The 23,427-nt window shown below is 73.2% G+C and carries 21 protein-coding genes; 5 read left to right on the top strand and 16 right to left on the bottom strand.

The window, feature by feature from the left end; translation table 11 throughout:
• Positions 1-34: 34 nt before the first annotated feature.
• Both RND61_RS24595 and RND61_RS24590 read right to left on the bottom strand, forming a co-directional pair.
• A complete protein-coding gene (locus RND61_RS24595; RefSeq protein ID WP_315880260.1) occupies positions 35-1,675 on the bottom strand; it encodes an FAD-binding oxidoreductase in 1,641 nt (546 codons plus the stop codon).
• 4 nt (positions 1,676-1,679) lie between these two features.
• Positions 1,680-1,937 carry a hypothetical protein gene (locus RND61_RS24590; RefSeq protein WP_315880259.1) on the bottom strand — a complete coding sequence of 86 codons (258 nt, stop codon included), beginning with the start codon at positions 1,935-1,937 and terminating at the stop codon, positions 1,680-1,682.
• Positions 1,938-2,085: 148 nt separating this feature from the next.
• On the opposite strand from RND61_RS24590, the gene RND61_RS24585 reads away from it, so the two are divergent.
• The gene (locus RND61_RS24585) at positions 2,086-2,961 is read left to right on the top strand and encodes a hypothetical protein (RefSeq protein ID WP_315880258.1); all 876 of its coding nucleotides are present in this window, start codon (positions 2,086-2,088) and stop codon (positions 2,959-2,961) included.
• Between the two features lie 298 nt (positions 2,962-3,259).
• Positions 3,260-3,448 carry a hypothetical protein gene (locus RND61_RS24580; RefSeq protein ID WP_315880271.1) on the top strand — a complete coding sequence of 63 codons (189 nt, stop codon included), beginning with the start codon at positions 3,260-3,262 and terminating at the stop codon, positions 3,446-3,448.
• A gap of 76 nt (positions 3,449-3,524) precedes the next feature.
• Here the strand turns inward: RND61_RS24580 and RND61_RS24575 are convergent, their stop codons facing one another.
• A complete protein-coding gene (locus RND61_RS24575) occupies positions 3,525-3,878 on the bottom strand; it encodes a metal-sensitive transcriptional regulator (RefSeq protein ID WP_315880257.1) in 354 nt (117 codons plus the stop codon).
• A 191-nt stretch (positions 3,879-4,069) separates the two neighbouring features.
• Between RND61_RS24575 and RND61_RS24570 the strand changes: the two genes are divergently transcribed.
• Positions 4,070-4,690, top strand: a complete 621-nt coding sequence (locus RND61_RS24570; protein WP_189533102.1) for a DUF47 domain-containing protein — start codon at positions 4,070-4,072, stop codon at positions 4,688-4,690.
• A 6-nt stretch (positions 4,691-4,696) separates the two neighbouring features.
• Positions 4,697-5,695, top strand: coding sequence for an inorganic phosphate transporter (locus tag RND61_RS24565; protein WP_315880256.1), 999 nt, complete (start codon positions 4,697-4,699; stop codon positions 5,693-5,695).
• A 122-nt stretch (positions 5,696-5,817) separates the two neighbouring features.
• On the opposite strand, the gene pstB is transcribed toward RND61_RS24565, so the two are convergent.
• The 8 genes from pstB to mshD all read right to left on the bottom strand — a co-directional run bounded on the left by pstB (position 5,818) and on the right by mshD (position 15,670).
• On the bottom strand, positions 5,818-6,594 hold the full coding sequence (pstB, locus tag RND61_RS24560; protein WP_315880255.1) for a phosphate ABC transporter ATP-binding protein PstB: 777 nt from the start codon (positions 6,592-6,594) through the stop codon (positions 5,818-5,820).
• A 53-nt stretch (positions 6,595-6,647) separates the two neighbouring features.
• Positions 6,648-7,727, bottom strand: a complete 1,080-nt coding sequence (gene pstA / locus RND61_RS24555) for a phosphate ABC transporter permease PstA (RefSeq protein ID WP_315880254.1) — start codon at positions 7,725-7,727, stop codon at positions 6,648-6,650.
• On the bottom strand, positions 7,724-8,722 hold the full coding sequence (gene pstC, locus RND61_RS24550) for a phosphate ABC transporter permease subunit PstC (RefSeq protein WP_315880253.1): 999 nt from the start codon (positions 8,720-8,722) through the stop codon (positions 7,724-7,726). The genes pstA and pstC overlap by 4 nt, the downstream gene beginning before the upstream one ends.
• 106 nt (positions 8,723-8,828) lie before the next feature.
• Positions 8,829-9,959 (bottom strand): phosphate ABC transporter substrate-binding protein PstS, encoded by a 1,131-nt coding sequence (gene pstS, locus RND61_RS24545; protein ID WP_315880252.1) that lies wholly within the window; start codon positions 9,957-9,959, stop codon positions 8,829-8,831.
• Between the two features lie 510 nt (positions 9,960-10,469).
• Entirely contained in the window at positions 10,470-10,877 is a 408-nt protein-coding gene (locus RND61_RS24540; RefSeq protein WP_315880251.1) for an NUDIX hydrolase, read from the bottom strand.
• A complete protein-coding gene (locus RND61_RS24535; protein WP_315880250.1) occupies positions 10,874-11,827 on the bottom strand; it encodes a CHAD domain-containing protein in 954 nt (317 codons plus the stop codon). Before RND61_RS24535 ends, RND61_RS24540 begins: the two co-directional genes overlap by 4 nt.
• The gene (locus RND61_RS24530; protein WP_315880249.1) at positions 11,814-14,057 is read right to left on the bottom strand and encodes an RNA degradosome polyphosphate kinase; all 2,244 of its coding nucleotides are present in this window, start codon (positions 14,055-14,057) and stop codon (positions 11,814-11,816) included. The genes RND61_RS24535 and RND61_RS24530 overlap by 14 nt, the downstream gene beginning before the upstream one ends.
• Positions 14,058-14,695: 638 nt before the next feature.
• Entirely contained in the window at positions 14,696-15,670 is a 975-nt protein-coding gene (gene mshD, locus RND61_RS24525; protein WP_315880248.1) for a mycothiol synthase, read from the bottom strand.
• Between the two features lie 183 nt (positions 15,671-15,853).
• Here mshD and RND61_RS24520 point away from each other — a divergent pair, with 183 nt between their 5' ends.
• Positions 15,854-17,677, top strand: a complete 1,824-nt coding sequence (locus tag RND61_RS24520; RefSeq protein ID WP_315880247.1) for a bifunctional metallophosphatase/5'-nucleotidase — start codon at positions 15,854-15,856, stop codon at positions 17,675-17,677.
• A gap of 429 nt (positions 17,678-18,106) precedes the next feature.
• On the opposite strand, the gene RND61_RS24515 is transcribed toward RND61_RS24520, so the two are convergent.
• The 5 genes from RND61_RS24515 to RND61_RS24495 form a co-directional block, all read right to left on the bottom strand.
• The gene (locus tag RND61_RS24515) at positions 18,107-19,603 is read right to left on the bottom strand and encodes a sensor histidine kinase (protein ID WP_315880246.1); all 1,497 of its coding nucleotides are present in this window, start codon (positions 19,601-19,603) and stop codon (positions 18,107-18,109) included.
• Complete coding sequence (locus RND61_RS24510; RefSeq protein ID WP_315880245.1) at positions 19,600-20,328, bottom strand: response regulator transcription factor; 729 nt, start codon at positions 20,326-20,328, stop codon at positions 19,600-19,602. Before RND61_RS24510 ends, RND61_RS24515 begins: the two co-directional genes overlap by 4 nt.
• 33 nt (positions 20,329-20,361) lie before the next feature.
• On the bottom strand, positions 20,362-21,429 hold the full coding sequence (locus RND61_RS24505) for a S1C family serine protease (protein ID WP_315880244.1): 1,068 nt from the start codon (positions 21,427-21,429) through the stop codon (positions 20,362-20,364).
• A 104-nt stretch (positions 21,430-21,533) separates the two neighbouring features.
• The gene (locus RND61_RS24500) at positions 21,534-22,562 is read right to left on the bottom strand and encodes a LacI family DNA-binding transcriptional regulator (RefSeq protein ID WP_315880243.1); all 1,029 of its coding nucleotides are present in this window, start codon (positions 22,560-22,562) and stop codon (positions 21,534-21,536) included.
• Between the two features lie 24 nt (positions 22,563-22,586).
• The gene (locus RND61_RS24495; protein ID WP_315880242.1) at positions 22,587-23,393 is read right to left on the bottom strand and encodes a winged helix-turn-helix transcriptional regulator; all 807 of its coding nucleotides are present in this window, start codon (positions 23,391-23,393) and stop codon (positions 22,587-22,589) included.
• Between the last annotated feature and the right edge of the window lie 34 nt (positions 23,394-23,427).

Below are 23,427 nucleotides of genomic sequence, written 5' to 3'. Positions count from 1 at the left end.
GCCGTTCTGCCCGGGGCGGCCGGGCCGGGGCCGGCTACGGCGACTGGGTGTGGGCGAAGAGGCCCGCCGGGTCGTACCGGCCCCGCAGCGCCGCCAGGCGGTCCGCCGCCTCCCCGTAGTACGCGCGCCGCCAGCCGGCCAGTGCCGGGTCCGGGTAGTTCTGGTACGCCCGCCCCGACGCGTACCGCCGCATCGCGTCCCGCGTCCGCCGCAGCCACCGCTCCTGTGCCGTTCCCGGCGTGCCCGGGCGCCACGACGCGTTGTACTGCGCGAGCATCCGCGACCGGCGGTGGACGAACGCCGTCGCGGACGGGGCGACCCGGTTCACCGCGCCGCCCAGCGCCGTCAGCGCCACCGAGCCGCCGCCCCCGCCCTCCTCCACCGTCGTCCGCGCGAACGACTCGACCGCCGTCGTCAGCGCCGCCTGCGCGGCCCGCGGCAGCGGGCGGTCGAAGAAGTCCGACAGCGCCGTGTACGTCTCCCGGCCCAGCGCCCCCCGCGGGCTCCGCCCCGGCAGCGAACCCGGCAGCCGGCACTGCTCGTCCGTCAGGTCGGCGCATCCCGCGAACGCCAGCATCGCCTCCAGGAACCCCCGCTCCCGCAGCGCCACCGACGGCGCCGGGGCGCCCACCCGGTCCACGAGCCGGTCCAGCGCGTCCTCCAGGTCACCGCGGCCGCCCAGGGTCAGCGCCGTCACGGTCACCGACGGGGTCCCGCCGCCCGCGCCGGCCGACAGGTGGAGCTGCGACCAGACCTCGTCCGGCTGGTCCGGGCCCCACTCCTGCCAGGCCGCCAGCACCGCCCGCGCCCGCGGCCAGGGCCAGCCCAGGTAGGCGGTCACCGTGGGCGGCGCCGGGTGCGTACGGAACCGCAGCCCCGTCACCACGCCGAATCCGGCGAGCCCGCCGCCGCGCAGCGCCCACAGCAGGTCCGGTTCCTCCTCGGCGGACGCCCGCACGGTGCGGCCGTCCGCCGTCACCAGGGTCGCCGCCTCCAGACTGTCGCAGGTCAGGCCGTACGCGCGGGAGACGACCCCGTGCCCGCCGCCCAGCGTCAGGCCGGTCACCCCGACCGTGGGGCACGAGCCGGCCGGCACGGTGCGGCCCCGGGCGGCCAGCGCCCGGTACACGGACACCAGCCGCGCGCCCGCCCCGACGACGGCGCCGGACCCGCCGTCCGCCTCCACCCCCGCCAGCCGCGACACGTCCACGACGAGCCGCCCGTCGCCGCTGGACCAACCGCCGTACGAGTGTCCGCCGTTGCGGGCCGCGACCCGGATGCCGTGGCGGCGGGCGAACGCCAGGCACTCCCGTACGTCCTCCTCGCCGGCCGGGTACGCGACCGCCGCCGGGCGCAGGCCGTCGAAGCGGCGGTTGTAGAGCTGGCGCGCCGTCGCGTACGCCTCGTCGCCGGGCAGGACGAGGAGCCCGTCCAGGCCCTCGGCCAGGGCCTTCCAGGAGGGTGCCCGACCCGCCCCGGTCGACGGGGCCGGGGAGCCCGGAGGGGATGCGGAGGAAGAAGGGGAGGGAGGGGCGGAAGGGACGGACGGGGAAAGTGGGGAGGAAGGGGCGGGGCGCGGGTCCGCGGGGCCGGGCCCGGCGCAGCCCGCCGTCGCGGCCAGTGCCGTGGTCAGCCCTGTCGTCAGGCCCGTGGTCAGCAGCGCGCGCCGGTCCATGGCGTCACTGTGGCACGGGCCGCTCCTGCTCCGACACGTGCGCGACGGATTCCGGTCCGTGCGCGACGGTGTTCGGCCCGTGCGCGGCGGCTTGCGACACGTGTGCGGCGGCGTCCGTCCGGGCCCGTTCGCGGGAGCGGCGGGCCGGGCCCGACCAGCCGCAGGTGCAGCGCGCCAGGGCGAAGGCACCGCGTTCGATGGTGTTCGTGTGGTGCGGGACGCCGGTGACCGGCGGAGGCGGGGACGCGTCATGCGGGTGCACGGGGTCCACGGTACCGGGGGTTCCGGAAGGCGTGACGGGTGGCGGGAGCAGTCGTTATGCGAGTGGGTCGTCCCCCGGTCGTGGAGGCCGCGGGCCGAAGGGCGGGGGGTTCGGCAGGCAGCGGCACGGTGTTGGGGGTAGGCAGGCGATGGTGGTGCGGAAGCTCAGGCGGGCGGGTGGCGCGGACGCCGTCACCGCCACCGCGGCGGTGGTGGCGGCGGTGGCCACGGGACTCACCGGGTGCTCGCCGGGCGCGGCCGACGCCGCCCCGCCCGTCGGGGCGGTCGTCGCGAACGGGGGGAAGGCCGGCGACGGCGCCGCGGGCGGGTCGCTCGACGCCGTGCGCGCGGTGCCCGGTCTGCTGGTGCGGGCCGGCACGTCGAAGGCCAGGACGGCTCTGGAGATGGCGACGGGCGGGACGCGGCTCACCATCGAGGGCGAGGGCGGCTACGACTTCCGCGCCGGGCGCGGCCGGGTGCGGGTGCTGCTCCCCGAGGACGGTGACCGGCCGCGCCGGAGGATCACGGAGCTGTTCACGCCGGGCGCGCTGTACATGAAGAACCGCGGCGCCGGCGTCCCCGCCGACAAGTGGGTGCGGATCGACACGACCACCCTCGCCGACGGCAACCTGGTCACGGGCGGCGCCACCGACCCGGGCGCGGCGGCCGAACTGCTGCGGGCGGCGCGGCGCGTCACGTACGTGGGCGAGGCCCGCATCGGGCGCGTGCCGGTCGCGCACTACCGGGGGACCACCGACATCGCCGCCGCGGCGAGGCTCGCCCCGCCGCGCGTGCGCGGGGCGCTGGCGGCCGCGGCGAAAGGGTTCGCCACGGACACGGTGCCGTTCGACGCGTACCTGGACGAGGAGGGGCGGCTGCGGAAGGTCCGCCACCGGTTCAGCTTCACGAACGGGGAGCGGGAGGTCGACGTGGAGTCGACGACGGAGCTGTACGGGTTCGGCGCGCCCGTCGACGTGCCGCTGCCGCCGCAGCGGGACATCTACGCCGGGAAGATCGCCGGTTGAATCGGGGGCCCGGACGTGGACCGGAAGCGGAGCGGGCGCGGAGTGGGTGCGGGCAGGCGCGGACCGGCCGCGGAGTGGATGCGGAGCAGGTGCGGACCGGCCACGAACCGGAAGCGGAACAGGCGTGGACCGGAAGCGGAACAGGCGTGGACCGGAAGCGGAACAGGCGCGAACCGGCCGCGGAGGGCCGCGGGAGGCCATCCGGACGGCCCCGAGAATGGTCCGGACGAGTCATGCGAGGTGCGTGTCGCGCTCCCTACGCTGGGAAGCCGACACCGGCTGGAAGAGGTGAACGCGCGTGGCTCGGCCCCTCCGTACGACGACCGTCCAGGACCACATGGCACTCGCCGAGATCGAGCTGTGCGGCGATCTGATGATCGCCGCCTCGGCGACCGAGGCGGAGCGGCTCAGCGCCGACCGGATCGACGAGGTGCTGAAGGTGTCCCCGGGAACCGGTCGTTCCGGAGGCGGCCCGGCCGGGGCGTGAGCGGATGCGCCGGCGCGTACCGCGGGGAGGGACGTACCGGCGGGGAGGGGCGATCGGTTTCGGACAGATCCGAAAGTCAGGTCCGCAGCATCCGGGCGATCGCCTTCGTGGCCTCCTCCACCTTCGCGTCGATCTCGTCGCCGCCCTTGACCGCCGCGTCGGCCACGCAGTGGCGCAGGTGCTCCTCCAGCAGTTGGAGCGCGAAGGACTGCAGCGCCTTCGTCGACGCCGAGACCTGGGTGAGTATGTCGATGCAGTAGACGTCCTCGTCGACCATCCGCTGCAGGCCCCTGATCTGGCCCTCGATCCGGCGCAGCCGCTTGAGGTGTTCGTCCTTCTGCTTGTGGTACCCGTGCACCGCGTGATCGTGGTCACCGTGGGTCCGCTGGGCCTCCGTGACCGGAAGGCCGGCCGGCTCGGTGGTCGTCATGGGGGTCCTCCCGTGGTCCACAAAGGGCGGTATACCCCTCGCGGGTATATGGTACCGATCCTCGCGGGATTGTGCGGGGCCGGTTCTGTTCTCTGTGTCCGATGCGCGACACTGAGGAACGCCGGTTCGCCGTGGCCGGATGATGCGCCTAGCATCAGCCTGACCGACATCCATGCACCGAAGGACCCCACGTGCGCTTTCGTCTGACCCCCCGGGAGACGAGCTTCTACGACATGTTCTCCGCGTCGGCGGACAACATCGTCACCGGCTCGAAGCTCCTGATGGAACTGCTGGGAGCGGAGGCGTCCGCGAGGGCCGACATCGCGGAGCGGATGCGGGCGGCCGAACACGCCGGGGACGACGCCACCCACGCGATCTTCCACCAGCTGAACTCCTCCTTCATCACGCCGTTCGACCGCGAGGACATCTACGCCCTGGCCTCGTCGCTCGACGACATCATGGACTTCATGGAGGAGGCCGTCGACCTCGTCGTCCTCTACAACATCGAGGAGCTGCCGAAGGGCGTCGAGCAGCAGATCGAGGTGCTGGCCAGGGCCGCCGAGCTCACCGCCGAGGCGATGCCGCACCTGCGGACGATGGACAACCTCACCGAGTACTGGATCGAGGTCAACCGGCTGGAGAACCAGGCCGACCAGATCCACCGCAAGCTGCTCGCCCAGCTCTTCAACGGCAAGTACGACGCCATCGAGGTGCTGAAGCTGAAGCAGGTCGTGGACGTGCTGGAAGAGGCCGCCGACGCCTTCGAGCACGTGGCGAACACGGTGGAGACCATCGCCGTCAAGGAGTCCTGAGGTCCCGTGGACACCTTCGCACTGGTCGTGACCGTCGGGGTCGCGCTCTTCTTCACGTACACGAACGGCTTCCACGACTCGGCGAACGCGATCGCCACGTCGGTGTCGACCCGGGCGCTCACGCCGCGCGCCGCGCTGCTGATGGCGGCGGTCATGAACCTCGCCGGCGCCTTCATGGGCAGCGGCGTCGCCAAGACCGTCAGCGAGGGCATCATCGCCACGCCGATCGGCGACAAGGGGATGGGCATCCTCTTCGCCGCGCTGGTCGGGGCGATCGTCTGGAACCTGATCACCTGGTACTTCGGCCTGCCCTCCTCGTCCTCCCACGCGCTCTTCGGCGGCATGGTGGGCGCGGCACTGGCGGGCGGCACGGAGGTGATCTGGTCCGGGGTGCTGGAGAAGATCGTCATCCCGATGTTCGTGTCGCCGTTCGTCGGCCTGATCATCGGTTACCTGGTGATGGCCGCGATCATGTGGATCTTCCGCAAGGCGGGGCCGCACAAGACGAAGCGCGGCTTCCGGATCGCGCAGACCGTCTCGGCCGCCGCCATGGCGCTGGGCCACGGCCTCCAGGACGCCCAGAAGACGATGGGCATCGTGGTGATGGCGCTGGTCATCGCCGACGTCGAGCAGACCGGGGACCCGATCCCGCTGTGGGTGAAGGTCGCCAGCGCGCTGATGCTGTCGCTCGGTACGTACGCGGGCGGCTGGCGGATCATGCGGACGCTGGGCCGCCGGATCATCGAGCTCGACCCGCCGCAGGGGTTCGCCGCGGAGACGACGGCGGCGTCCGTCATGTACTCGGCGTCGTTCATGTTCCACGCGCCGATCTCCACGACGCACGTGATCACGTCCGCGATCATGGGCGTGGGCGCGACGAAGCGGGTCAACGCGGTGCGCTGGGGCGTCGCGAAGAACATCATCCTGGGGTGGTTCATCACCATGCCGGCCGCCGCGGTGGTGGCGGCGGTGAGCTTCTTCGCGGTGCGGGTCTTCTTCGGCTAGCGGCCCCCGCCGCGGTACGGGACGGAAGCGGGCCCGCCCCCTCTGGGAGTGAGGGGGCGGGCCCTTCGTCGTGCGGTGGCACCGCCATGCAGCACCGCAGGACGTCTGTGGGGCGGTGAGGGTCAGCCGAAGCGGCCGGAGATGTAGTCCTCCGTGGCCTGGACCGACGGGTTGGAGAAGATCCGCTCCGTCTCGTCGATCTCGACCAGCTTGCCCGGCTGGCCGACGGCGGCCAGGTTGAAGAACGCGGTGCGGTCGGAGACGCGGGCGGCCTGCTGCATGTTGTGGGTCACGATGACGATCGTGAACCGCTCCTTCAGCTCGCAGATCAGGTCCTCGATCGCCAGGGTGGAGATCGGGTCCAGGGCGGAGCAGGGCTCGTCCATCAGCAGGACCTCCGGCTCGACCGCGATGGCGCGGGCGATGCACAGGCGCTGCTGCTGGCCGCCGGAGAGGCCGGAGCCCGGCTTGTTGAGGCGGTCCTTGACCTCGTTCCAGAGGTTGGCGCCCTTGAGGGAGCGCTCGACGACGTCGTTGAGGTGGGACTTGCGGTACTTGCCGTTCAGCCGCAGGCCCGCCGCCACGTTGTCGAAGATCGACATGGTGGGGAACGGGTTCGGCCGCTGGAAGACCATGCCGACCATGCGGCGCACGGCGACCGGGTCGACGTCCTTGCCGTACAGGTTCTGGTCGTCCAGCAGCACCTTGCCCTCGACGCGTCCGCCGGGCGTGACCTCGTGCATCCGGTTCAGGGTGCGCAGGAACGTGGACTTGCCGCAGCCGGAGGGGCCGATGAAGGCCGTGACGGAGCGGGGCTCGACGGTCATCGAGATGTCGTCGATCGCCTTGTGGTTGCCGTAGTACGCGGAGAGGCCGCTGACGTCGATTCGCTTGGCCATCTGAATCACTTCCCAGGGTGCTCCGCCGACCGGCGGAGCCGAATGTCGTGGCCTCAGCGGCCGGTCTTCGGGGCCTTCCAGCGGGCGATGCCGCGGGCCACCAGGTTGAGGATCATGACGAAGGCGATCAGGACGAGCGCGGCGGCCCAGGCGCGGGCCACGGCGGCGTCCGTGCCGACGGCGTACTGCTCGTACACGTAGAGCGGCAGTGACGCCTGGGCGCCTTCGAACGGGTTCGGGTTGATCAGCTTCGTACCGAAGACGAGGAGCAGCACGGGGGCCGTCTCGCCGGTGATACGGGCGATCGCGAGCATGACGCCCGTGGTGATGCCGCCGATCGCGGTCGGCAGGACCACCTTGATGATCGTCTTCCACTTGGGGACGCCCAGCGCGAGGGACGCCTCGCGCAGCTCGTTCGGGACGAGCTTGAGCATCTCCTCCGTGGAGCGGACGACCACCGGCATCATCAGGATGGCCAGCGCCATCGAACCGGCGAAGCCGGAGGGCCCGAAGCCCAGCATCAGGTTCCAGGTGGCGAGGATGAAGAGGCCCGCGACGATGGACGGGACGCCCGTCATGACGTCGACGAAGAAGGTCACGGCCTGGGCCAGTCGGCCCCGGCCGTACTCGACCAGGTAGATCGCGGTCAGCATGCCGATCGGGGCGGCGATGACCGCGGCGATGGCGACCTGCTCGATGGTGCCGAGCAGCGCGTGGTAGACGCCGCCGCCCGTCTCGGCGTCGAGGACGCCGTTCATCGAGTGGGTGAGGAAGTACGGGTCGAGGACCTCCAGGCCCTTGCTCACCGTGACCCAGGAGAGGGAGGCGAGCGGGACGACGGCGAGGACGAAGCAGACCCAGACGAGGCTGGTCGCGACGCGGTCCTTGGCCTGGCGGGCGTTCTCGACCTTGGCGGTGATGGCGTACGTGGCGGCGACGAACAGCAGGGCGGAGATCATGCCCCACTGGACGCGGCTCTCCCAGCCGGCGGCGAGGCCGATGCCGACGCCGGCGGCGACGGAGCCGGCGGCTATGGCGGCCGGGGCCCAGCGCGGCATGCGCGCGTGGGCGAGCGGGGAGTGGTGGCGCACGGGGACGGCGGCCGGGCGTTGGTCCTGGATGACGTGGCTCATGCGTTGGCCCCCGAGTACTCCTTGCGGCGCGCGATGATCCAGCGGGCGGCGCCGTTGACCAGCAGCGTGATGACGAAGAGGACGAGGCCGGAGGCGATCAGCGCGTCGCGGCCGTACTCGTTCGCCTCGTTGAACTTGGCGGCGATGTTCTGCGCGAACGTGCCGCCGCCCGGGTCGAGGAGGCGCCCGGAGATGATGAAGTTGGGGGAGAGGACGACGGCGACGGCCATCGTCTCGCCGAGCGCGCGGCCCAGGCCCAGCATGGAGGCGCTGATGATGCCGGAGCGGCCGAACGGCAGGACCGACATGCGGATGGTCTCCCAGCGGGTCGCGCCGAGGGCCAGGGCGGCCTCCTCGTGCATGCGCGGGACCTGGAGGAAGACCTCGCGGGTGACGTTGGTGATGATCGGCAGGATCATGATCGCCAGCAGGATGCCGACGGTGAACATGTTCCGCGCGACGCCCTCGCCGGACTTGTCGAAGACGTACGTCCAGCCCATGTACTGGTCGAGCCACTTGTTGAGGCCGTCCAGGTAGGGCACGAGGAATATCGCGCCCCACAGGCCGTAGATGATGCTCGGCACGGCGGCGAGCAGGTCGACGACGTACGCGAGCGGCGTGGCGAGCCGGCGCGGCGCGTAGTGCGAGATGAACAGCGCGATGCCGATGGCGACCGGCACGGCGATGACCATGGCGATGACCGAGCTGACGATCGTGCCGAAGGCCAGGACGGCGATGCCGAAGACGGGCGGGTTCCCGGCCGGGTTCCACTCGGACGTGGTGAGGAAGTTGCCCTCGTTGTCGGCGATGGCGAGGACCGCGCGGTACGTCAGGAAGACGGCGATCGCCGCCATGATCACCAGCAGGGTGATGCCGGAACCGCGGGACAGCCCGAGGAAGATCCGGTCACCGGCCTGGGACGGGGAGGTCGACTTCGGGGACGCTAGCGGGTCCCGCCCGGAGGGCGGCGGGGTGTGTGTGGTGGCTGTGGCCATCGTTGTGTTCTCCGGTCTGCGAAGCCGTGGCGGCTTCTGGCGGCGGTGCACCGGATGCCGGGGCCGGCCCGGCCCGAGGGTGGGTGGGCCGGCCCCGGCGGGGTCGTCAGGAGAGCGTGGGGACGATCTCGCGGACCTTGGCCGCGATCTCGGCCGGCAGCGGGGCGTAGCCCGCGTCGGCGAGGACCTTCTGGCCCTCCTCACTGGCCGTGTAGTTGAGGAACGCCTTCAGGGTCGGCAGCGTTTCCGCCTTGTTGCCCTTGTCGCAGGCGATCTCGTACGTGACGAGGATGATCGGGTAGGCGCCCTCGGCCTTGGTCTTGTAGTCGAGGGACAGGGCCAGGTCGCTGCCCGTGCCCTTGATCTTGGCGGCGGCGATGGCCTTGGAGGCGTTCTCCGTGGTGGCCTCGACCGGCTGGGCGGCGCCCGTGTTCAGCTTGACCGTGTTGATGCTGCTGGCGGTGGCGTACGAGAGCTCGAAGTAGCCGATCGCGCCGTTGGTGTCCTTGACGGCGGCGGCGACGCCGGACGAGCCGTTCGCGGCCTGGCCGCCGGGGGCGGGCCACGACTTCGTCTTCGGGTCGTGCTTCCAGTCGGCGGCGGCGGCCTCGCTGAGGTACTTGCCGAGGTTCTGCGTGGTGCCGGACTCGTCGGAGCGGTGGAAGGCCTGGATCGCCACGTCGGGCAGCTTGGCGCCCGGGTTCAGCTTGGCGATGGCGGGGTCGTTCCACTTCTTGATCTTCGAGTCGAAGATCTTGGCGAGGGTGGAGGCGTCGAGGACGAGGTCGTCCACGCCGTCCAGCTTGTAACCGATGGCGACGGGGCCGCCGACCATCGGGAGGTTGACGCCCTTGCCACCCTTGCAGATCTTCTGCGACTCGGTGACCTCCTCCTCCTTCAGGGCGGAGTCGGAGCCGGCGAACGCGACCTGTCCCTGGTTGAACTTGGTGATGCCGCCGCCGGAGCCGATGGCCTGGTAGTTCACCTCGACGCCCTCGCAGGCCGCCTGGAAGTTCTTGACCCACAGGTCCATGGCGTTCTTCTGGGCGGTCGAGCCCGCCGCGAGGAGCTGGCCCTTGGCGCCGGCGCAGTCGATGTCCGACGCGGCGGCGGTCTTCTTCGCCCCGTCCGGGCTCGTGTTGTCGTCCGAACCACACGCCGTGAGAACCAGGGCGCCGGAGACGGCGAGGGCGCCGAGCGCGGTGGCGCGAAGCCCGGTCTTGCGATGAAGCTTCACTTTCGGGTGTTCCTTCCAGTAACCGCCGGACTGCGTGGCCGTATGGAGGCTGGTGTCGTGATCCATGTCCATGGCCGGTTGTACGACGGCGTGTGTCGGGGTGGGTGGTGGTGGCGTCTGTCGGTCACCTCGTACGGCTGAAATTAGGCAGATCAGGTGAAGTGGTCGGCGGGGGCGAGTGAACGCGAGGTGAACCGTGCTGTAAGTGCCGGTGAGTATCCCCGGAGGCTGCTCCCACTCGTCCCACCTGCCCCGTACGCCACAGGCTGACCAGGGGGCGCGGGCCGGTCGGGGGGAGGCGGCCGGAGGGGAGGACGGCACGGACCGGCCAGGACCGGTCGGTGGTCACGGAGCGTTGAGGGGCGGGCAGGACCGGTGAGGGGTCGCGGAGGGGGCGGCGTGGACCGGTGAGGGGTCACGGAGCGTTGTGGGGCGGCGAGGACCGGTCGGGGGTCATCGAGTGTCAGGAGCGGCAGAGGCCGGCCGGGACCGGCCAGGACCGGCCGGGAGTCACCGAGCGGCCAGGAACCAGGTGACCAGGACGCGGTCCTGGGGGTGGCTCAGCAGCCGCCGCGCCTCCTCCGGGGGGAGCCACCGCACGGCGTCGACCTCCCGGTTGGGCGTGAAGGCCCCCGGCCCGGCCTCAGCCGACCAGTACGTGACCTCCTTCTCCCGCGCACCCGTCCAGTAGCGGACCGTGCCGAGCAGGGCGCCCGGCTCGCACGCGTGACCCGTCTCCTCGCGGACCTCCCGCACCGCCGCCGCCCGCAGCTCCTCCCCGGCCTTCACCTTGCCCTTCGGGAACGACCAGTCGTCGTGCTCGGGCCGGTGGATCAGGCACACCTCCACCGCGCCGTCCGCCGCCCGGCGCCACAGGACGCAGCCGGCCGCCCGGACGACCCCGGCGCGGCCGCTCACCGCGCCGTCACCGCCGTGCGCCGCCAGGCGCGGTGGAAGGCGAGGCGGGCGGCCTCCACCTCGTGGCGCTGGTCGGCGTGGAGGACGCCGAGGGCGTACGCCGTCGCCGGGGCGATGCGCGGCGTGCGCGCGGCCGTCGCGGCGGCGGCCGCGGCCTCGGCGGCGTCCCGGTGCCGGTCCAGCGCGGTCGCCGCCTCGTACAGCTCGGGGGCCGGGGAGCACCGCACCTCCAGGGCGTACCGGTGGAGGCGCAGCAGGAGCCGTGCCTGGTGCCAGGGCGCGTCCTGGTGCTCGCCCCCCACGGCGGGGCTCATGGGGAGGGCCGCCACGGCCTCCAGCAGGCGCCGCTCCACCGTCTCGGCGGGGACCGGCAGGACCTCCTCGGCGGGGGACGACGCGGCGGGCCCGAGCGGCACCTCCGACGCCAGCAGCGCCACCGCGTCGGCGACCGCGTGGAACCGGGACGAGCCCAGCGCCTCCAGGGCCGCCGAGTGGGCGCGCGTCCGGGCGAGGGTGAGCTGCCGTTCCAGCAGGGCGCCGGCGCGGGCGGCGCCCATCGTGATCGCCCCGCCCCCGGTCCGCGACGTCCCCGCGCGGGCGCCCCTCGGCGCCGGTACGGGCCCCCCGGTCAGCCGGGACAGCGCGTCGACGAGCCGGACGAGCCGGGACGTGCAGGCGTGCTCCTGGGCGAGCGTGCCGGACAGCCAGGCCAGCTCGGTGCGCAGGCCGTCCGCCCAGGCCCCGTCCAGGAGGGGGCGGTAGGTGTGCAGGGTCCCGCTGATGCGCCGGGCGGCGGCGCGCAGCGACCGGGTGGCCTCCTCCGCGCCGACCGTGTCGGAGCCGTTGCTCTCCGTGTGCAGGCGCAGGGCGCGCAGGAAGTCGTTGGCCCGGGCGTGGAGGTACGGCGCCAGGATCTCGCCGGCGGTCGCCTGGTGGTCAGGGTTGTGCACGTCGGCGCCTCCGGGCGTCTATGAGCATCTCCTGGACGTGCCGCAGCGGCCGGCCGTCCGCGTCCGTCGAGTGCCGGGTCCACTCGCCGTCCGGGCCGAGGTGCCACGACGAGGTCGTGTCGGCCATGCCGGTCTCCAGCAGTCGGGTCAGGGAGGCGCGGTGGGCCGGGTCGGCGACCCGTACGAGCGCCTCTATGCGGCGGTCGAGGTTGCGGTGCATCATGTCGGCGCTGCCGAGCCACACCTCGGGCTCCCCGCCGTTGCAGAAGGCGAAGACGCGGGAGTGCTCCAGGAAGCGGCCGAGGACGGAGCGGACCCGGATGTTCTCCGACAGGCCGACGACGCCGGGGCGCAGGGCGCAGATGCCGCGGACCCAGACGTCGACGGGCACGCCGGCCTGCGAGGCGCGGTAACAGGCGTCGATGACGGCCTCGTCGACCATCGAGTTGACCTTGATGCGGATGTACGCGGGGCGTCCCGCCCGGTGGTGGACGATCTCCTTGTGGATCCGCGACACGAGGCCGTCGCGCAGCGACTTGGGCGCGACGAGCAGGCGGCGGTAGGTCTCGCGGCGCGAGTAGCCGGACAGCCGGTTGAACAGGTCGGAGAGGTCGGCGCCGACCTGCGGGTCGGCGGTGAGCAGGCCGAGGTCCTCGTAGAGGCGGGCGGTCTTGGGGTGGTAGTTGCCGGTGCCGACGTGCGAGTACCGGCGCAGCATCTCGCCCTCCTGGCGGACGACCAGGGACAGCTTGCAGTGGGTCTTCAGCCCGACCAGGCCGTACACGACGTGGCAGCCGGCCTCCTCCAGCTTGCGGGCCCACTTGATGTTGGCCTGCTCGTCGAAGCGGGCCTTGATCTCGACGAGGACGAGGACCTGCTTGCCGGCTTCGGCGGCGTCGATCAGGGCGTCGACTATCGGCGAGTCGCCGGAGGTGCGGTACAGCGTCTGCTTGATCGCGAGGACGTCCGGGTCGGCGGCGGCCTGCTCCAGGAAGGCCTGCACGGAGGTGGAGAAGCTGTCGTACGGGTGGTGCAGCAGCACGTCCCGCTCGCGCAGGGCGGCGAAGATGTCGGGCGCGGACGCCGACTCGACCTCGGACAGGTCGCGGTGGGTGCCCGCCACGAACTTGGGGTACTTCAGCTCGGGCCGGTCCTGGCCCGCCATCCCGAACAGCCCGGTCAGGTCGAGCGGGCCGGGCAGCGGGTACACCTCGGCGTCGGAGACCTTCAGCTCCCGTACGAGGAGGTCGAGGACGTACGGGTCGATGGACTCCTCCACCTCCAGCCGCACCGGCGGGCCGAAGCGGCGCCGCATGAGCTCCTTCTCCAGGGCCTTGAGCAGGTTCTCGGCGTCGTCCTCCTCGACCTCCAGGTCCTCGTTGCGGGTCACCCGGAACATGTGGTGGGCCAGCACCTCCATGCCGGGGAACAGCTCCTCCAGGTGCGCGGCGATGACGTCCTCCAGCGGTACGTACCGCTGCGGCGACGCCTCCAGGAACCGCGTCAGCAGCGGCGGCACCTTCACGCGCGCGAAGTGGCGGTGGCCGCTGACCGGGTTGCGGACGACGACGGCGAGGTTCAGGGAGAGCCCGGAGATGTACGGGAAGGGGTGCGCGGGGTCCACGGCCAGTGGCGTGAGCACCGGGAAGATCTGCTGCCGGAACAGCGTGAAGAGGCGCGCCTGCTCCTTCTCGGTCAGGTCGGGCCAGCGGACGAGGTGGATGCCCTCGTCGGCCAGGGCCGGGGCGACGTCCTGCTGGAAGCAGGCGGCGTGCCGGGCCATGAGCTCGCGCGAGCGGGTCCATATCAGGTCGAGGACCTCGCGGGGCTGGAGCCCGGACGCGGAGCGGGTGGCGACGCCGGTGGCGATGCGGCGTTTGAGGCCGGCGACCCGGACCATGAAGAACTCGTCGAGGTTCGAAGCGAAGATCGCCAGGAAGTTGGCCCGCTCCAGGAGGGGCGTCGTGGGGTCCTCGGCCAGTTCCAGGACGCGCTCGTTGAAGGCGAGCCAACTGCGCTCGCGGTCCAGGAACCGCCCCTCGGGCAGCTCCGTGCGCAGGCCGTCCCCGTCGTACGCGTCGAGGTCGGCGTCGAGGTCCGGCGAGAGGCCGGCGGGCGCGCCGGCGACGGCCTGCGGCCGGTGCGCGGCTATGGACCCCACGGACGGCTGCGCGTGCGGGGCGGACGGCTGTACCTGCGGGACCGGGACCTCTGCGGGCTGCTGGCTCATGACACCATTCTTCCGCGCCACAGGCTGGTCAGGCGCGTCGGAGCGGGCCGTGAAGGCGGACACGGCGGGCTTCATTGGCCGAGCTTCGCAAGCGTGTCTGAATGATCGGTGACGAGGACGTGACGTCCCGGGTGCGGGCGGGTGCGGGCGGAGTGTGTACGGAGCGTGTACGGGGGAGGTCCCTCCGGGTTCGTCCCTCTCCCGGCCCCTCTCTTCTCCCGGCCCGGTTCCGCTCGACCGGGGCCCGATGCCGCTCGGCCGGGGCCTCGGCGGGGCGCGGGGAGCGGGCGGGGAGCGGGCGCGGGGAGGGGCGGACTCGCCCGCGCGCCCCGGGCTCGTGCGTCCTGCGCCCGCGCGTCCGGTGTTCGGCGTTCCGCACCCGGCGCTCGGCGCTCGGCGTCCCGCGCCCGCGCGTCCGGTGTTCGGCGTCCCGCACCCGGCGCTCGGCGTTCCGCCTCCGCGTGCTCCGCGTGCTCCGCGTGCTCCGCGTGCTCCGCGTGCCCTGCGCCCCCGCGCGACCGGCCTCCCCGTGACTGGGCCTCGTGCCCCGCGCGACCGCCCTCCCCGTGCCCGACCCTCGGCCCCGCGCCCCGCCGTGCGGGGTCCGCCGTGCCGGGGGCCGGGGCACGGGGTGCGGGTCACGTCTCCGTGCGGTACATGAGGTCCACCTCGTGGGTGGCGAAGCCCATCCCCTCGTACACGCGCAGCGCCGCGGTGTTGTCGGCGTCGACGTACAGCATCGCCGTCGGCAGGCCCTGCGCGGCGAGGTGGCGCAGGCCGATCGCGGTGAGCGCCTTGCCGAGCCCCCCGCCCTGCGCGTCGGGGGCGATGCCGAGGACGTACACCTCGCCGAGCCGCTCCTCGGCGTGCGTCTTCGTCCAGTGGAAGCCGATCAGGGCGCCGTCGGACTCGCGCTCGGCGAGGAAGAAGCCCTTCGGGTCGAACCACGGCTCGTTCTTGCGGTCGTCCAGGTCGCGCTGGGTCAGGGCGCCCTGCTCCGGGTGGTGTGCGAACGCGGCGGCGTTGACGGCGAGCCACGCGGCGTCGTCCTGGCCGGGGACGAACGTGCGGACCGTGACCCCGGCCGGCAGGTCCGGCTCGGGGATGTCGAGCGGGGCCAGCGGCCGACGGAGCTGCCGCAGCTCCCGGAAGAGGGTGAGGCCCAGCACCTGCGCCAGGTGGCGGGCGGCGGACTTGCCGCCGTGCGCCCACACGCGCAGCCGCTTCCCCGACTCCGCGAGCAGCGCCGAGCCGAGCGCCCGCCCGTGGCCGCGTCCGCGCTGCGCGGGGTCGACGACCAGCTCGGCGGCCGGGGCCTCGATCGGGTCGGTGTCCTCCAGCTGGGCGTAGCCGACGAGCCGGTCGGAGACGGAGAGCAGCAGGTGCCGCACGCCTTCGCGCCGCCCGCCGCCGCCCTCGGCGGAGTCGCCGTGCGCCGTGATGAAGGCTTTCAACTGGAGCCTGCCCTGCTCGGACACCGCCTGCATGCCGTCGGCGCGGGCGGCGTCGGCGAGCAGGTCGAGGACGTCCCGGGCCTGTTCGGGGGTGAGCTCGTCGAAGATCTCGATGCGGCGTCCCGCCTCGGGGGCTGTTGCGCGAACGTCAGTGGTCATGGGTACGAGCCTACGGCCGCGGGTAGCGGCCGTAGGGGGGATGGCAACCAGGTCGTAACCCGTTCCCCCCTGTTGCGCTACGCGCGTTGACCTTAGGCTGCGCTCGGCAGACCAGGAGCCATGACCTCGGCGTCCCCTGACGGCACGTAAGGTCATGTGGTGTCAAAGGGGAAAAACGGACAGATGTCAGCTACACGGCACAAGAAGCGCACGGGACGGCGGATACTCGCCACCGCGGCGGGCGTCGCCACCCTCGGCGCGCTCGTGGCGGCCCTCCCGGCCGGCGCGGCCGAGGAGGCCGGCGCGGGCGGCTGGGCGCACGGCAAGAAGGCGACCGGCCGCACCGTCGACGTGCAGCTGCTCTCCTTCAACGACCTGCACGGCAACCTGGAGCCCCCGGCCGGCTCCTCCGGCGAGGTCACGCACGTCCACGAGGACGGCACCACCGAGAAGATCAAGGCCGGTGGCGTCGAGTACCTGGCCACGCACCTGCGCGACGCCCGCAAGGGCAACCGGTACTCGATCACCGCGGCGGCCGGCGACATGATCGGCGCCTCCCCCCTGGTCTCCGGCCTGTTCCACGACGAGCCGACGATCGACGCGCTCAACAAGCTGAAGCTCGACGTCAGCTCGGTCGGCAACCACGAGTTCGACGAGGGCGCGGCCGAGCTGGCCCGCATCCAGAACGGCGGCTGCCACCCCACGGACGGCTGCGCCGAGGGCACGGCGTACGAGGGTGCCGCCTTCCCCTACCTGGCGGCGAACGTCACGGACGAGAAGACCGGCAAGCCGGTCCTCGACCCGTACTTCATCTGGCAGAAGGACGGCGTCCGCATCGGCTTCATCGGCGTCACCCTGGAGGGCACCCCGAACATCGTCAACGCCGAGGGCATCAAGGGCCTGAAGTTCGGCGACGAGGTCGAGACGATCAACAAGTACACGAAGGTCCTGGAGCGCAAGGGCGTCCGGTCCGTCGTCGCCCTGATCCACGAGGGCGGCGCGCCGGCCTCCTCGGCGTACAACTACGACTGCGACAGCCCCGGCCCGGGCGACGGCATCTCCGGCCCGGTCGTGGACATCGCCAAGAGGCTCAGCCCGCAGGTCGACGCCCTGGTCACCGGCCACACCCACCAGGCGTACGCGTGCACCGTCCCGGACCCGGCGGGCAAGCCGCGCACGGTCACCTCGGCGGCGTCGTTCGGCAAGCTGTACACCGACACGACCCTCACCTACGACCGCGCCACCAAGGACATCGTCCGCACGGCCGTCGCCTCCGCGAACCACGTGGTCACCCGCGACGTCCCCAAGGCCGCGGACATGACCGACCTGATCGCCAAGTGGAACGGCCTGGCCGCGCCGATCGCCAACCGCCCGGTGGGCCACATCGCCGCCGACATCAACGGCCGCGGTTCGAACGCGTACGAGAAGCCGCTCGGCGACCTGATCGCCGACGCGCAGCTGGAGGCCCTCGCCCCGGCCGACAAGGGCGGCGCGCAGATCGCCTTCATGAACCCGGGCGGCATCCGCGCCGACCTGGTGCACGCCAGGTCCGGCAGCGAGGCGGCGGACGGCATCGTGACGTACGGCGAGGCGTACACCGTGCAGCCGTTCACCAACATGATGACCACCGTCGACCTGACCGGCGCGCAGATCATCACCGCGCTCCAGCAGCAGGTCAGCGGCGTGAACGAGGCGTCGCCGAAGATCCTCCAGGTGTCGAGGGGCTTCACGTACACGCTGGACATGACGAAGTCCGGCGCCGCCCGCGTCGACGTCTCCTCGGTGAAGCTGGACGGCCGGCCGCTGGACCCGGCCGGGACGTACCGCGTCGCGATGAACGAGTTCCTCTCCGGCGGCGGTGACGGCTTCGCGGCCCTCGGCCAGGGCACCGACAAGCTGGTCGGCGCCTCCGACCTGGAGGTCTTCATCGCCTACCTGAGCGCGCACTCCTCGGCGGAGGCCCCGCTGACGCCGCCCGCGGCGGACCGGATCACGGTCGTGAAGTAGGGCGTACGAGCGGAGCGGGGGCGGCGGACGGAACGGTCCGCCGCCCCCTCCTCTCCTCCCGCCCCGCGCGGCGGTGCCGGCCGTCCCGGCCCGCGCGTCCGCACCTTCCCGTACGGCGCCGGGGCAGGGCGCCGGGGCAGGGGCCGCCCGGTGCCGTCCCGCGGCCTTCCCCGGGCCCGGCCCGGTCGGCCTGGCCCCAGCCCCGTACCCGGGCCGACCTTGCTCCCTGGCCCGGCCCCGGCCCGGTCGGCCTGGCCCCGGCCTCGTCCGGGCCCGGTCGGCCTGGCCCCGGCCTCGTCCGGGCCCGGACGGTCCTGGCTCGGTCGGCTCGGCTTCGTACCCGGCCCCGGCCCGGCCCGGTGCACCTCGTACCTGTCCCGGCCCCGCACCCGGGCCCGACCCCGGCCCGGTCGGCCGGGCCCGGACGGCTCACCCCTGCGGCGCGCCCGGCCCCGGCGCGTCCGAAGTACCCGGCGCGCCCGGCCCCGGCGCGTCCGAAGCGCCCGGTGGCGGCGTCGGGGCGCCCGGGAGGCGGATCTCCGCGCGCGTGCCGCCGCCCTCCGCCCGGACCAGGGCCACCTCGCCGCCGGCCTGCCGCACCGTGCGGGCCACGATCGACAGGCCCAGGCCCGAGCCGGGCAGGGAACGGGCCGACGGGGAGCGCCAGAACCGCTCGAAGACGTGCGGGAGCTCGTCCTCCGCGACACCGGGCCCGTGGTCCCGCACCGTCACCACCCCGTCCACCAGCCGCACCTCCACGGTGCCGCCCGGCGGGGAGAACTTCACCGCGTTGTCCAGGACGTTGACCAGCGCCCGTTCCAGCGCCGCCGGCTCCGCCCGTACGAACCAGGGCCGCACGTCCCGCGTGAACTCCAGCTCCGGGCCGCGCAGCCGCGCCCGCCCGAGTGCCTGGTCGAGCACGTCGTGCAGCGCGACCACCTCCAGGCGGCCCGCCGCCACCGCGTCCGGCCTGGCCAGCTCCTGGAGGTCGCCGATCAGCGCCGCCAACTCCGTCATCTGCGCCTTCACGGACGCCATCAGCGCCCGCCGGTCCTCCGCCGGGATCGCCCGCCCGGTCTCCTCGATCCGGGCCAGCAGCTCGACGTTGGTCCGCAGCGACGTCAGCGGCGTCCGCAGCTCGTGCCCCGCGTCCGCGATGAGCTGCGCCTGCCGGTCGCGGGAGGACGCGAGCGCCGCGGTCATCGCGTTGAACGACCGCGACAGCCGGGCGATCTCGTCCTCGCCCTCCACCGGGATGCGCACCGTCAGGTCCTCGGTGCGCGCCACGTGCTCCACCGCGCCCGTCAGCCGGTCCACCGGCTTCAGCCCGGCCCGCGCCACCCACAGCCCCGCCGCGCCCGCGCCGACGACGCCTATCCCGGCGAGCGCGGTCAACAGCAGCGCCAGCCGGCTCAGCGCGGCGTCGACCTCGGTCAGCGGACGCGCCAGCGACACCGCGACGGTCACCCGCGGCGCGACCCCCGGCACGCTCACCGTCTCCCGCACGGTGTGCACCCGCACGGTCTCCCCGCTGTCCGTGGTGGACGTGTGCAGTGCCTCCCGGGCCCGGCCCGCCGCGACGGCCACGTCCTCCGGCGTCACCTTCACCGCCCGCGAGTACCGCGCCACGCACCGCTCGCCGTCCGCCCCGACGAGCTGCGTGTACGCGAAGCCGGGCCGGTCCGGGGCGGGCGGCTCCGGCGACACCCCGGCCCGGCAGGTCACCAGCGCGTCCACCACCTGCTCCTGCAGCGCCGCCGTGTTCTCCAGCGACCGGTCCAGCTCGTCGAGCAACTGCGCCCGGGTGAGCAGCCAGGCCGCCACCGACACGGCCGCGACCGCCACGGCGACCGCCAGCGACGTCAGCAGCGCCAGCCGGGAGCGCAGCGGCAGCGCGCGGAAGCGCCGTACGGGACCAGGGGTCACTCGCCGCCCCCGTCGCGCAGCACGTACCCCACCCCGCGCACGGTGTGCACCAGCCGCGGCTCGCCGCCCGCCTCGGTCTTGCGGCGCAGGTACATCACGTACACGTCGAGGGAGTTGGACGTCGGCTCGAAGTCGAAGCCCCACACGGCCTTGAGGATCTGCTCGCGGGTGAGCACCTGGCGCGGGTGGGCGAGGAACATCTCCAGCAGCGTGAACTCCGTCCGCGTCAGCTCGACCCGCCGTTCGCCGCGCGTCACCTCGCGGGTGGCGAGGTTCATCCGCAGGTCCCCGAAGGACAGCACGTCACCGGCGCCGCCCGGCCCGGCGGCCCCGCCCGCCGCGTACGAGCTGCGCCGCAGCAGCGCGCGGATGCGGGCGAACAGCTCGTCCAGTTCGAACGGCTTCACCAGGTAGTCGTCGGCGCCCGCGTCGAGGCCGGTGACCCGGTCGCCGACCGTGTCGCGGGCGGTGAGCATCAGGATCGGCACGGTCGAGCCGGACGCCCGGATGCGGCGGGCGGCGGTCAGCCCGTCCATGCGGGGCATCTGGATGTCGAGGACGACGAGGTCGGGCGCGTACGCCCCGATCTTCTCCAGCGCGTCGAGGCCGTCGACGGCGGTCAGCGTCCCGTACCCCTCGAAGGCCAGGCTGCGCCGGAGCGCTTCGCGGACGGCGGGCTCGTCGTCGACGACGAGGATGCGGTCGGGCTCGGCGGTGGTGTTCATGCGGATCAGCGTCGCACGCGGGTCGCGCGCGGGTCAGTCGCCGCGGAGGGCGTCCAGCTCGGCCTTGAGGGTGTCGATCGGGATGGCGAAGCCGAGGCCGACGCTGCCGGTGCCGCCGCTGGAGGAGCCGGTGGCGGTGCTCGGCGCGTACATCGCGGAGTTGATGCCGATGACCTCGCCCTTCATGTCGATCAGGGCGCCGCCGGAGTTGCCGGGGTTGAGGGAGGCGTCGGTCTGGATCGCCTTGTACGTGGTCTTCGAGGAGCCGGTGTCGCCGTTGAACCGCTGGCCGCCGTACTCGAACGGCCAGTCCCCCCGCTGGGTCCCGCCGCTGCCGTCCTCTTCCTTGGCGACGGTCACGTCCCGGTCGAGGGCGGAGACGATGCCGCTGGTCACGGTGGAGGTGAGGCCCTCGGGCGAGCCGATCGCGACGACCTGGTCGCCGACCCGGACCGCACTGGAGTCCCCGAGCACGGCCGCCTTGAGGCCCCGGGCGCCGCGGAGCTTGACCAGCGCGAGGTCCTTGGCGGGGGCGGTGCCGATCACGTCGGCGGTGTGGGTGGTGCCGTCGGTGAGCCGGACCTCGACCTCGGAGGCGCCCGCGACGACGTGGTTGTTGGTGACGACCTCGCCGTCCGCCGTGATGATCACTCCGGAGCCGGTGGACTGCCCGGAGCCGGAGGCGGCCCTGATCTCCACGACGCTGGGGGAGACGGCCCGCGCCACCCCGGCGACCGTGCCGGTGCCCGACTGCGAGACGGCCGTCCCGGCGGTCCCGGCCGTCCCGGCGGCCCCGGTGGAGGTGGCCGCCGTCGCGTCGGTCGTGAGGTCCTGGACGAGGGCGCCGGCCCCGCCCCCGAGGGCGGCGGCCGCGACGGCGACGGCGGCGATCAGCCCGACCGGCCGCCCGGCCCGGCGCCGGTGCCGGGTGCCGGACCCGCGCCGGGCCACCGGGGTCACCGAGGCCGCCGGGGCATCCGGGGCGTACGCGGGCGCGTACGGGGGTGGCGGCGGTGGGCCGGCCGGGTCGTGGAACCCGGCGTACTGCTGCGGTTCGTCGTTCCCGTGGTGGCCGGCGCTCCGGCGGGCGTGGTCCGTCATGCGTACGACTGTCGCTCCCGTGAATGAGAGGTTCCTGAGGACGCCCTGAGAGGGGCGACAGAACCTCGTATGCCCGGGATGAGGACCGGCAGTCGGGCGGGGGACTACGCGCCGTTGCAGCCGCAGCTGTGGCGGATCACCAGTGCCGACGGGAACTGCTTCACGCGCTCCCTGCGCCCCCCGGAGACCTTCAGCCCGTCGTCCAGGACCAGGTCCACCGCCGCGCGGGCCATCGCGGGCCGGTCCGACGAGACCGTCGTCAGCGGCGGGTCCGTCAGCGCCGCTTCCTTCACGTCGTCGAACCCGGCCACCGCCAGGTCCCCCGGCACGTCCAGCCGCAGCTCCCGCGCCGCGCGCAGCACGCCGATCGCCTGGTCGTCCGTGGCGCAGAAGATCGCGGGCGGCCGGTCGGGGCCCGACAGGATCTTCAACGCGGTCTCGTAGGCGTCGTACCGGTCGTACGCGGCCTGGTAGAGCCGTCCCTCGATGGAGCGGCCCGCCTCCCGCATGGCGCGGCGCCAGCCCTCGACGTGGTCGGCCACCGGGTCGCCGACGGACGGCGTCGACTCGATGCCGCCCAGGCACGCCACGTACGCGTGGCCGTGCTCCAGCAGGTGGCGGGTGGCCAACTGCGCGCCGCCGATGTCGTCCGTCACGACCGCCACGTCGTCCAGGGCCTCCGGGCGCTCGTGCAGCAGCACCACGCGCGCGTCCCACGCCTCGATCTCCTGCGCGGCGCGCTCGCTCATGCCCTGGCTGACCAGGATCAGACCGGCGACCCGCATTCCGAGGAACGCGCGCAGGTAATGGATCTCGCGCTCGTCGCGATAGTCCGAATTGCCGACGAGGACCATTTTCCCGCGGTCGGCGGCGGCCCTTTCCACGGCGTGCGCCATCTCGGCGAAGAACGGCTGCCGTGCGTCCGGGACGATCATGCCTATGAGGTCCGTGCGCCGTGACGCCATCGCCTGGGCGACCCGGTCGGGCCGGTAGCCCAGCTCCTTGATGGCGGCGAGGACACGCTCGCGCGTGGCCGGGGCGACCGGCCGGGGTCCGTTGTTGATGACGTAGCTCACGACCGCGGTGGAAGTCCCCGCCAGTCGTGCCACGTCGTCCCGCGTCACCTTGGCCACGCGCGGCAGTCTACGCGGGGTGACCTACCTCTGGGCAGGTCGTACGGCCGCTTCCCGTCGATCTTTCCCGTCCGCCATCCGGAGGACCTCCGGCGGCGCCTCCTTGGCACGCGGCTCCGCGCGTGCCCCCGTCCGCGCGTCCTCCGCGGCGCGCTCCGCCTTCTCGGGCGCCACGAACCGGTAGCCGACGTTGCGCACGGTGCCGATCAGCGACTCGTGCTCCGGCCCCAGCTTGGCGCGCAGCCGCCGCACGTGGACGTCCACCGTGCGCGTGCCGCCGAAGTAGTCGTACCCCCACACCTCTTGGAGGAGCTGCGCGCGCGTGAAGACCCGGCCCGGGTGCTGCGCGAGGTACTTGAGCAGTTCGAACTCCTTGAAGGTCAGGTCCAGGACCCGGCCCTTCAGCTTCGCGCTGTACGTCGCCTCGTCGACCGACAGGTCGCCGTTGCGGATCTCCATCGGGGAGTCGTCGGCGGTGATCTGCTGGCGGCCCATCGCGAGCCGCAGCCGCGCCTCGACCTCCGCCGGGCCCGCCGTGTCGAGCAGCACGTCGTCGATGCCCCAGTCGGCCGTGACGGCCGCGAGACCGCCCTCGGTGACCACCAGGAGCAGCGGGCAGCCGGGGCCCGTCGAGCGGAGGAGCTGGCAGAGCGACCGCACCTGCGGCAGGTCGCGGCGGCCGTCGACGAGGATCACGTCGGCGCCGGGGGTGTCGACGAGGGCGGGGCCCTCGGCGGGGGCCACCCGCACGTTGTGCAGCAGCAGGCCGAGTGCCGGGAGCACCTCGGTCGACGGCTGCAGGGCGTTCGTCAGCAGCAGCAGAGAACTCATCGTGTCCCACCCGCCTGGGTCGTCTGGGTCGTCG

Source organism: Streptomyces tamarix (genome assembly GCF_032423885.1).
GTDB lineage: Bacteria > Actinomycetota > Actinomycetes > Streptomycetales > Streptomycetaceae > Streptomyces > Streptomyces tamarix.
This window is presented reverse-complemented; position numbering and strand designations above follow the sequence as displayed.

Coding starts and splice junctions, on each gene's coding strand:
- pstA (WP_315880254.1), bottom strand. CDS start 7,727: ATGAGCCACGTCATCCAGGACCAACGCCCGGCCGCCGTCCCCGTGCGC.
- pstC (WP_315880253.1), bottom strand. CDS start 8,722: ATGGCCACAGCCACCACACACACCCCGCCGCCCTCCGGGCGGGACCCG.
- RND61_RS24575 (WP_315880257.1), bottom strand. CDS start 3,878: ATGACGACCACCGAGCCGGCCGGCCTTCCGGTCACGGAGGCCCAGCGG.
- RND61_RS24585 (WP_315880258.1), top strand. CDS start 2,086: ATGGTGGTGCGGAAGCTCAGGCGGGCGGGTGGCGCGGACGCCGTCACC.
- pstB (WP_315880255.1), bottom strand. CDS start 6,594: ATGGCCAAGCGAATCGACGTCAGCGGCCTCTCCGCGTACTACGGCAAC.
- mshD (WP_315880248.1), bottom strand. CDS start 15,670: ATGACCACTGACGTTCGCGCAACAGCCCCCGAGGCGGGACGCCGCATC.
- RND61_RS24505 (WP_315880244.1), bottom strand. CDS start 21,429: ATGACGGACCACGCCCGCCGGAGCGCCGGCCACCACGGGAACGACGAA.
- RND61_RS24530 (WP_315880249.1), bottom strand. CDS start 14,057: ATGAGCCAGCAGCCCGCAGAGGTCCCGGTCCCGCAGGTACAGCCGTCC.
- RND61_RS24595 (WP_315880260.1), bottom strand. CDS start 1,675: ATGGACCGGCGCGCGCTGCTGACCACGGGCCTGACGACAGGGCTGACC.
- RND61_RS24510 (WP_315880245.1), bottom strand. CDS start 20,328: ATGAACACCACCGCCGAGCCCGACCGCATCCTCGTCGTCGACGACGAG.
- RND61_RS24520 (WP_315880247.1), top strand. CDS start 15,854: ATGTCAGCTACACGGCACAAGAAGCGCACGGGACGGCGGATACTCGCC.
- RND61_RS24495 (WP_315880242.1), bottom strand. CDS start 23,393: ATGAGTTCTCTGCTGCTGCTGACGAACGCCCTGCAGCCGTCGACCGAG.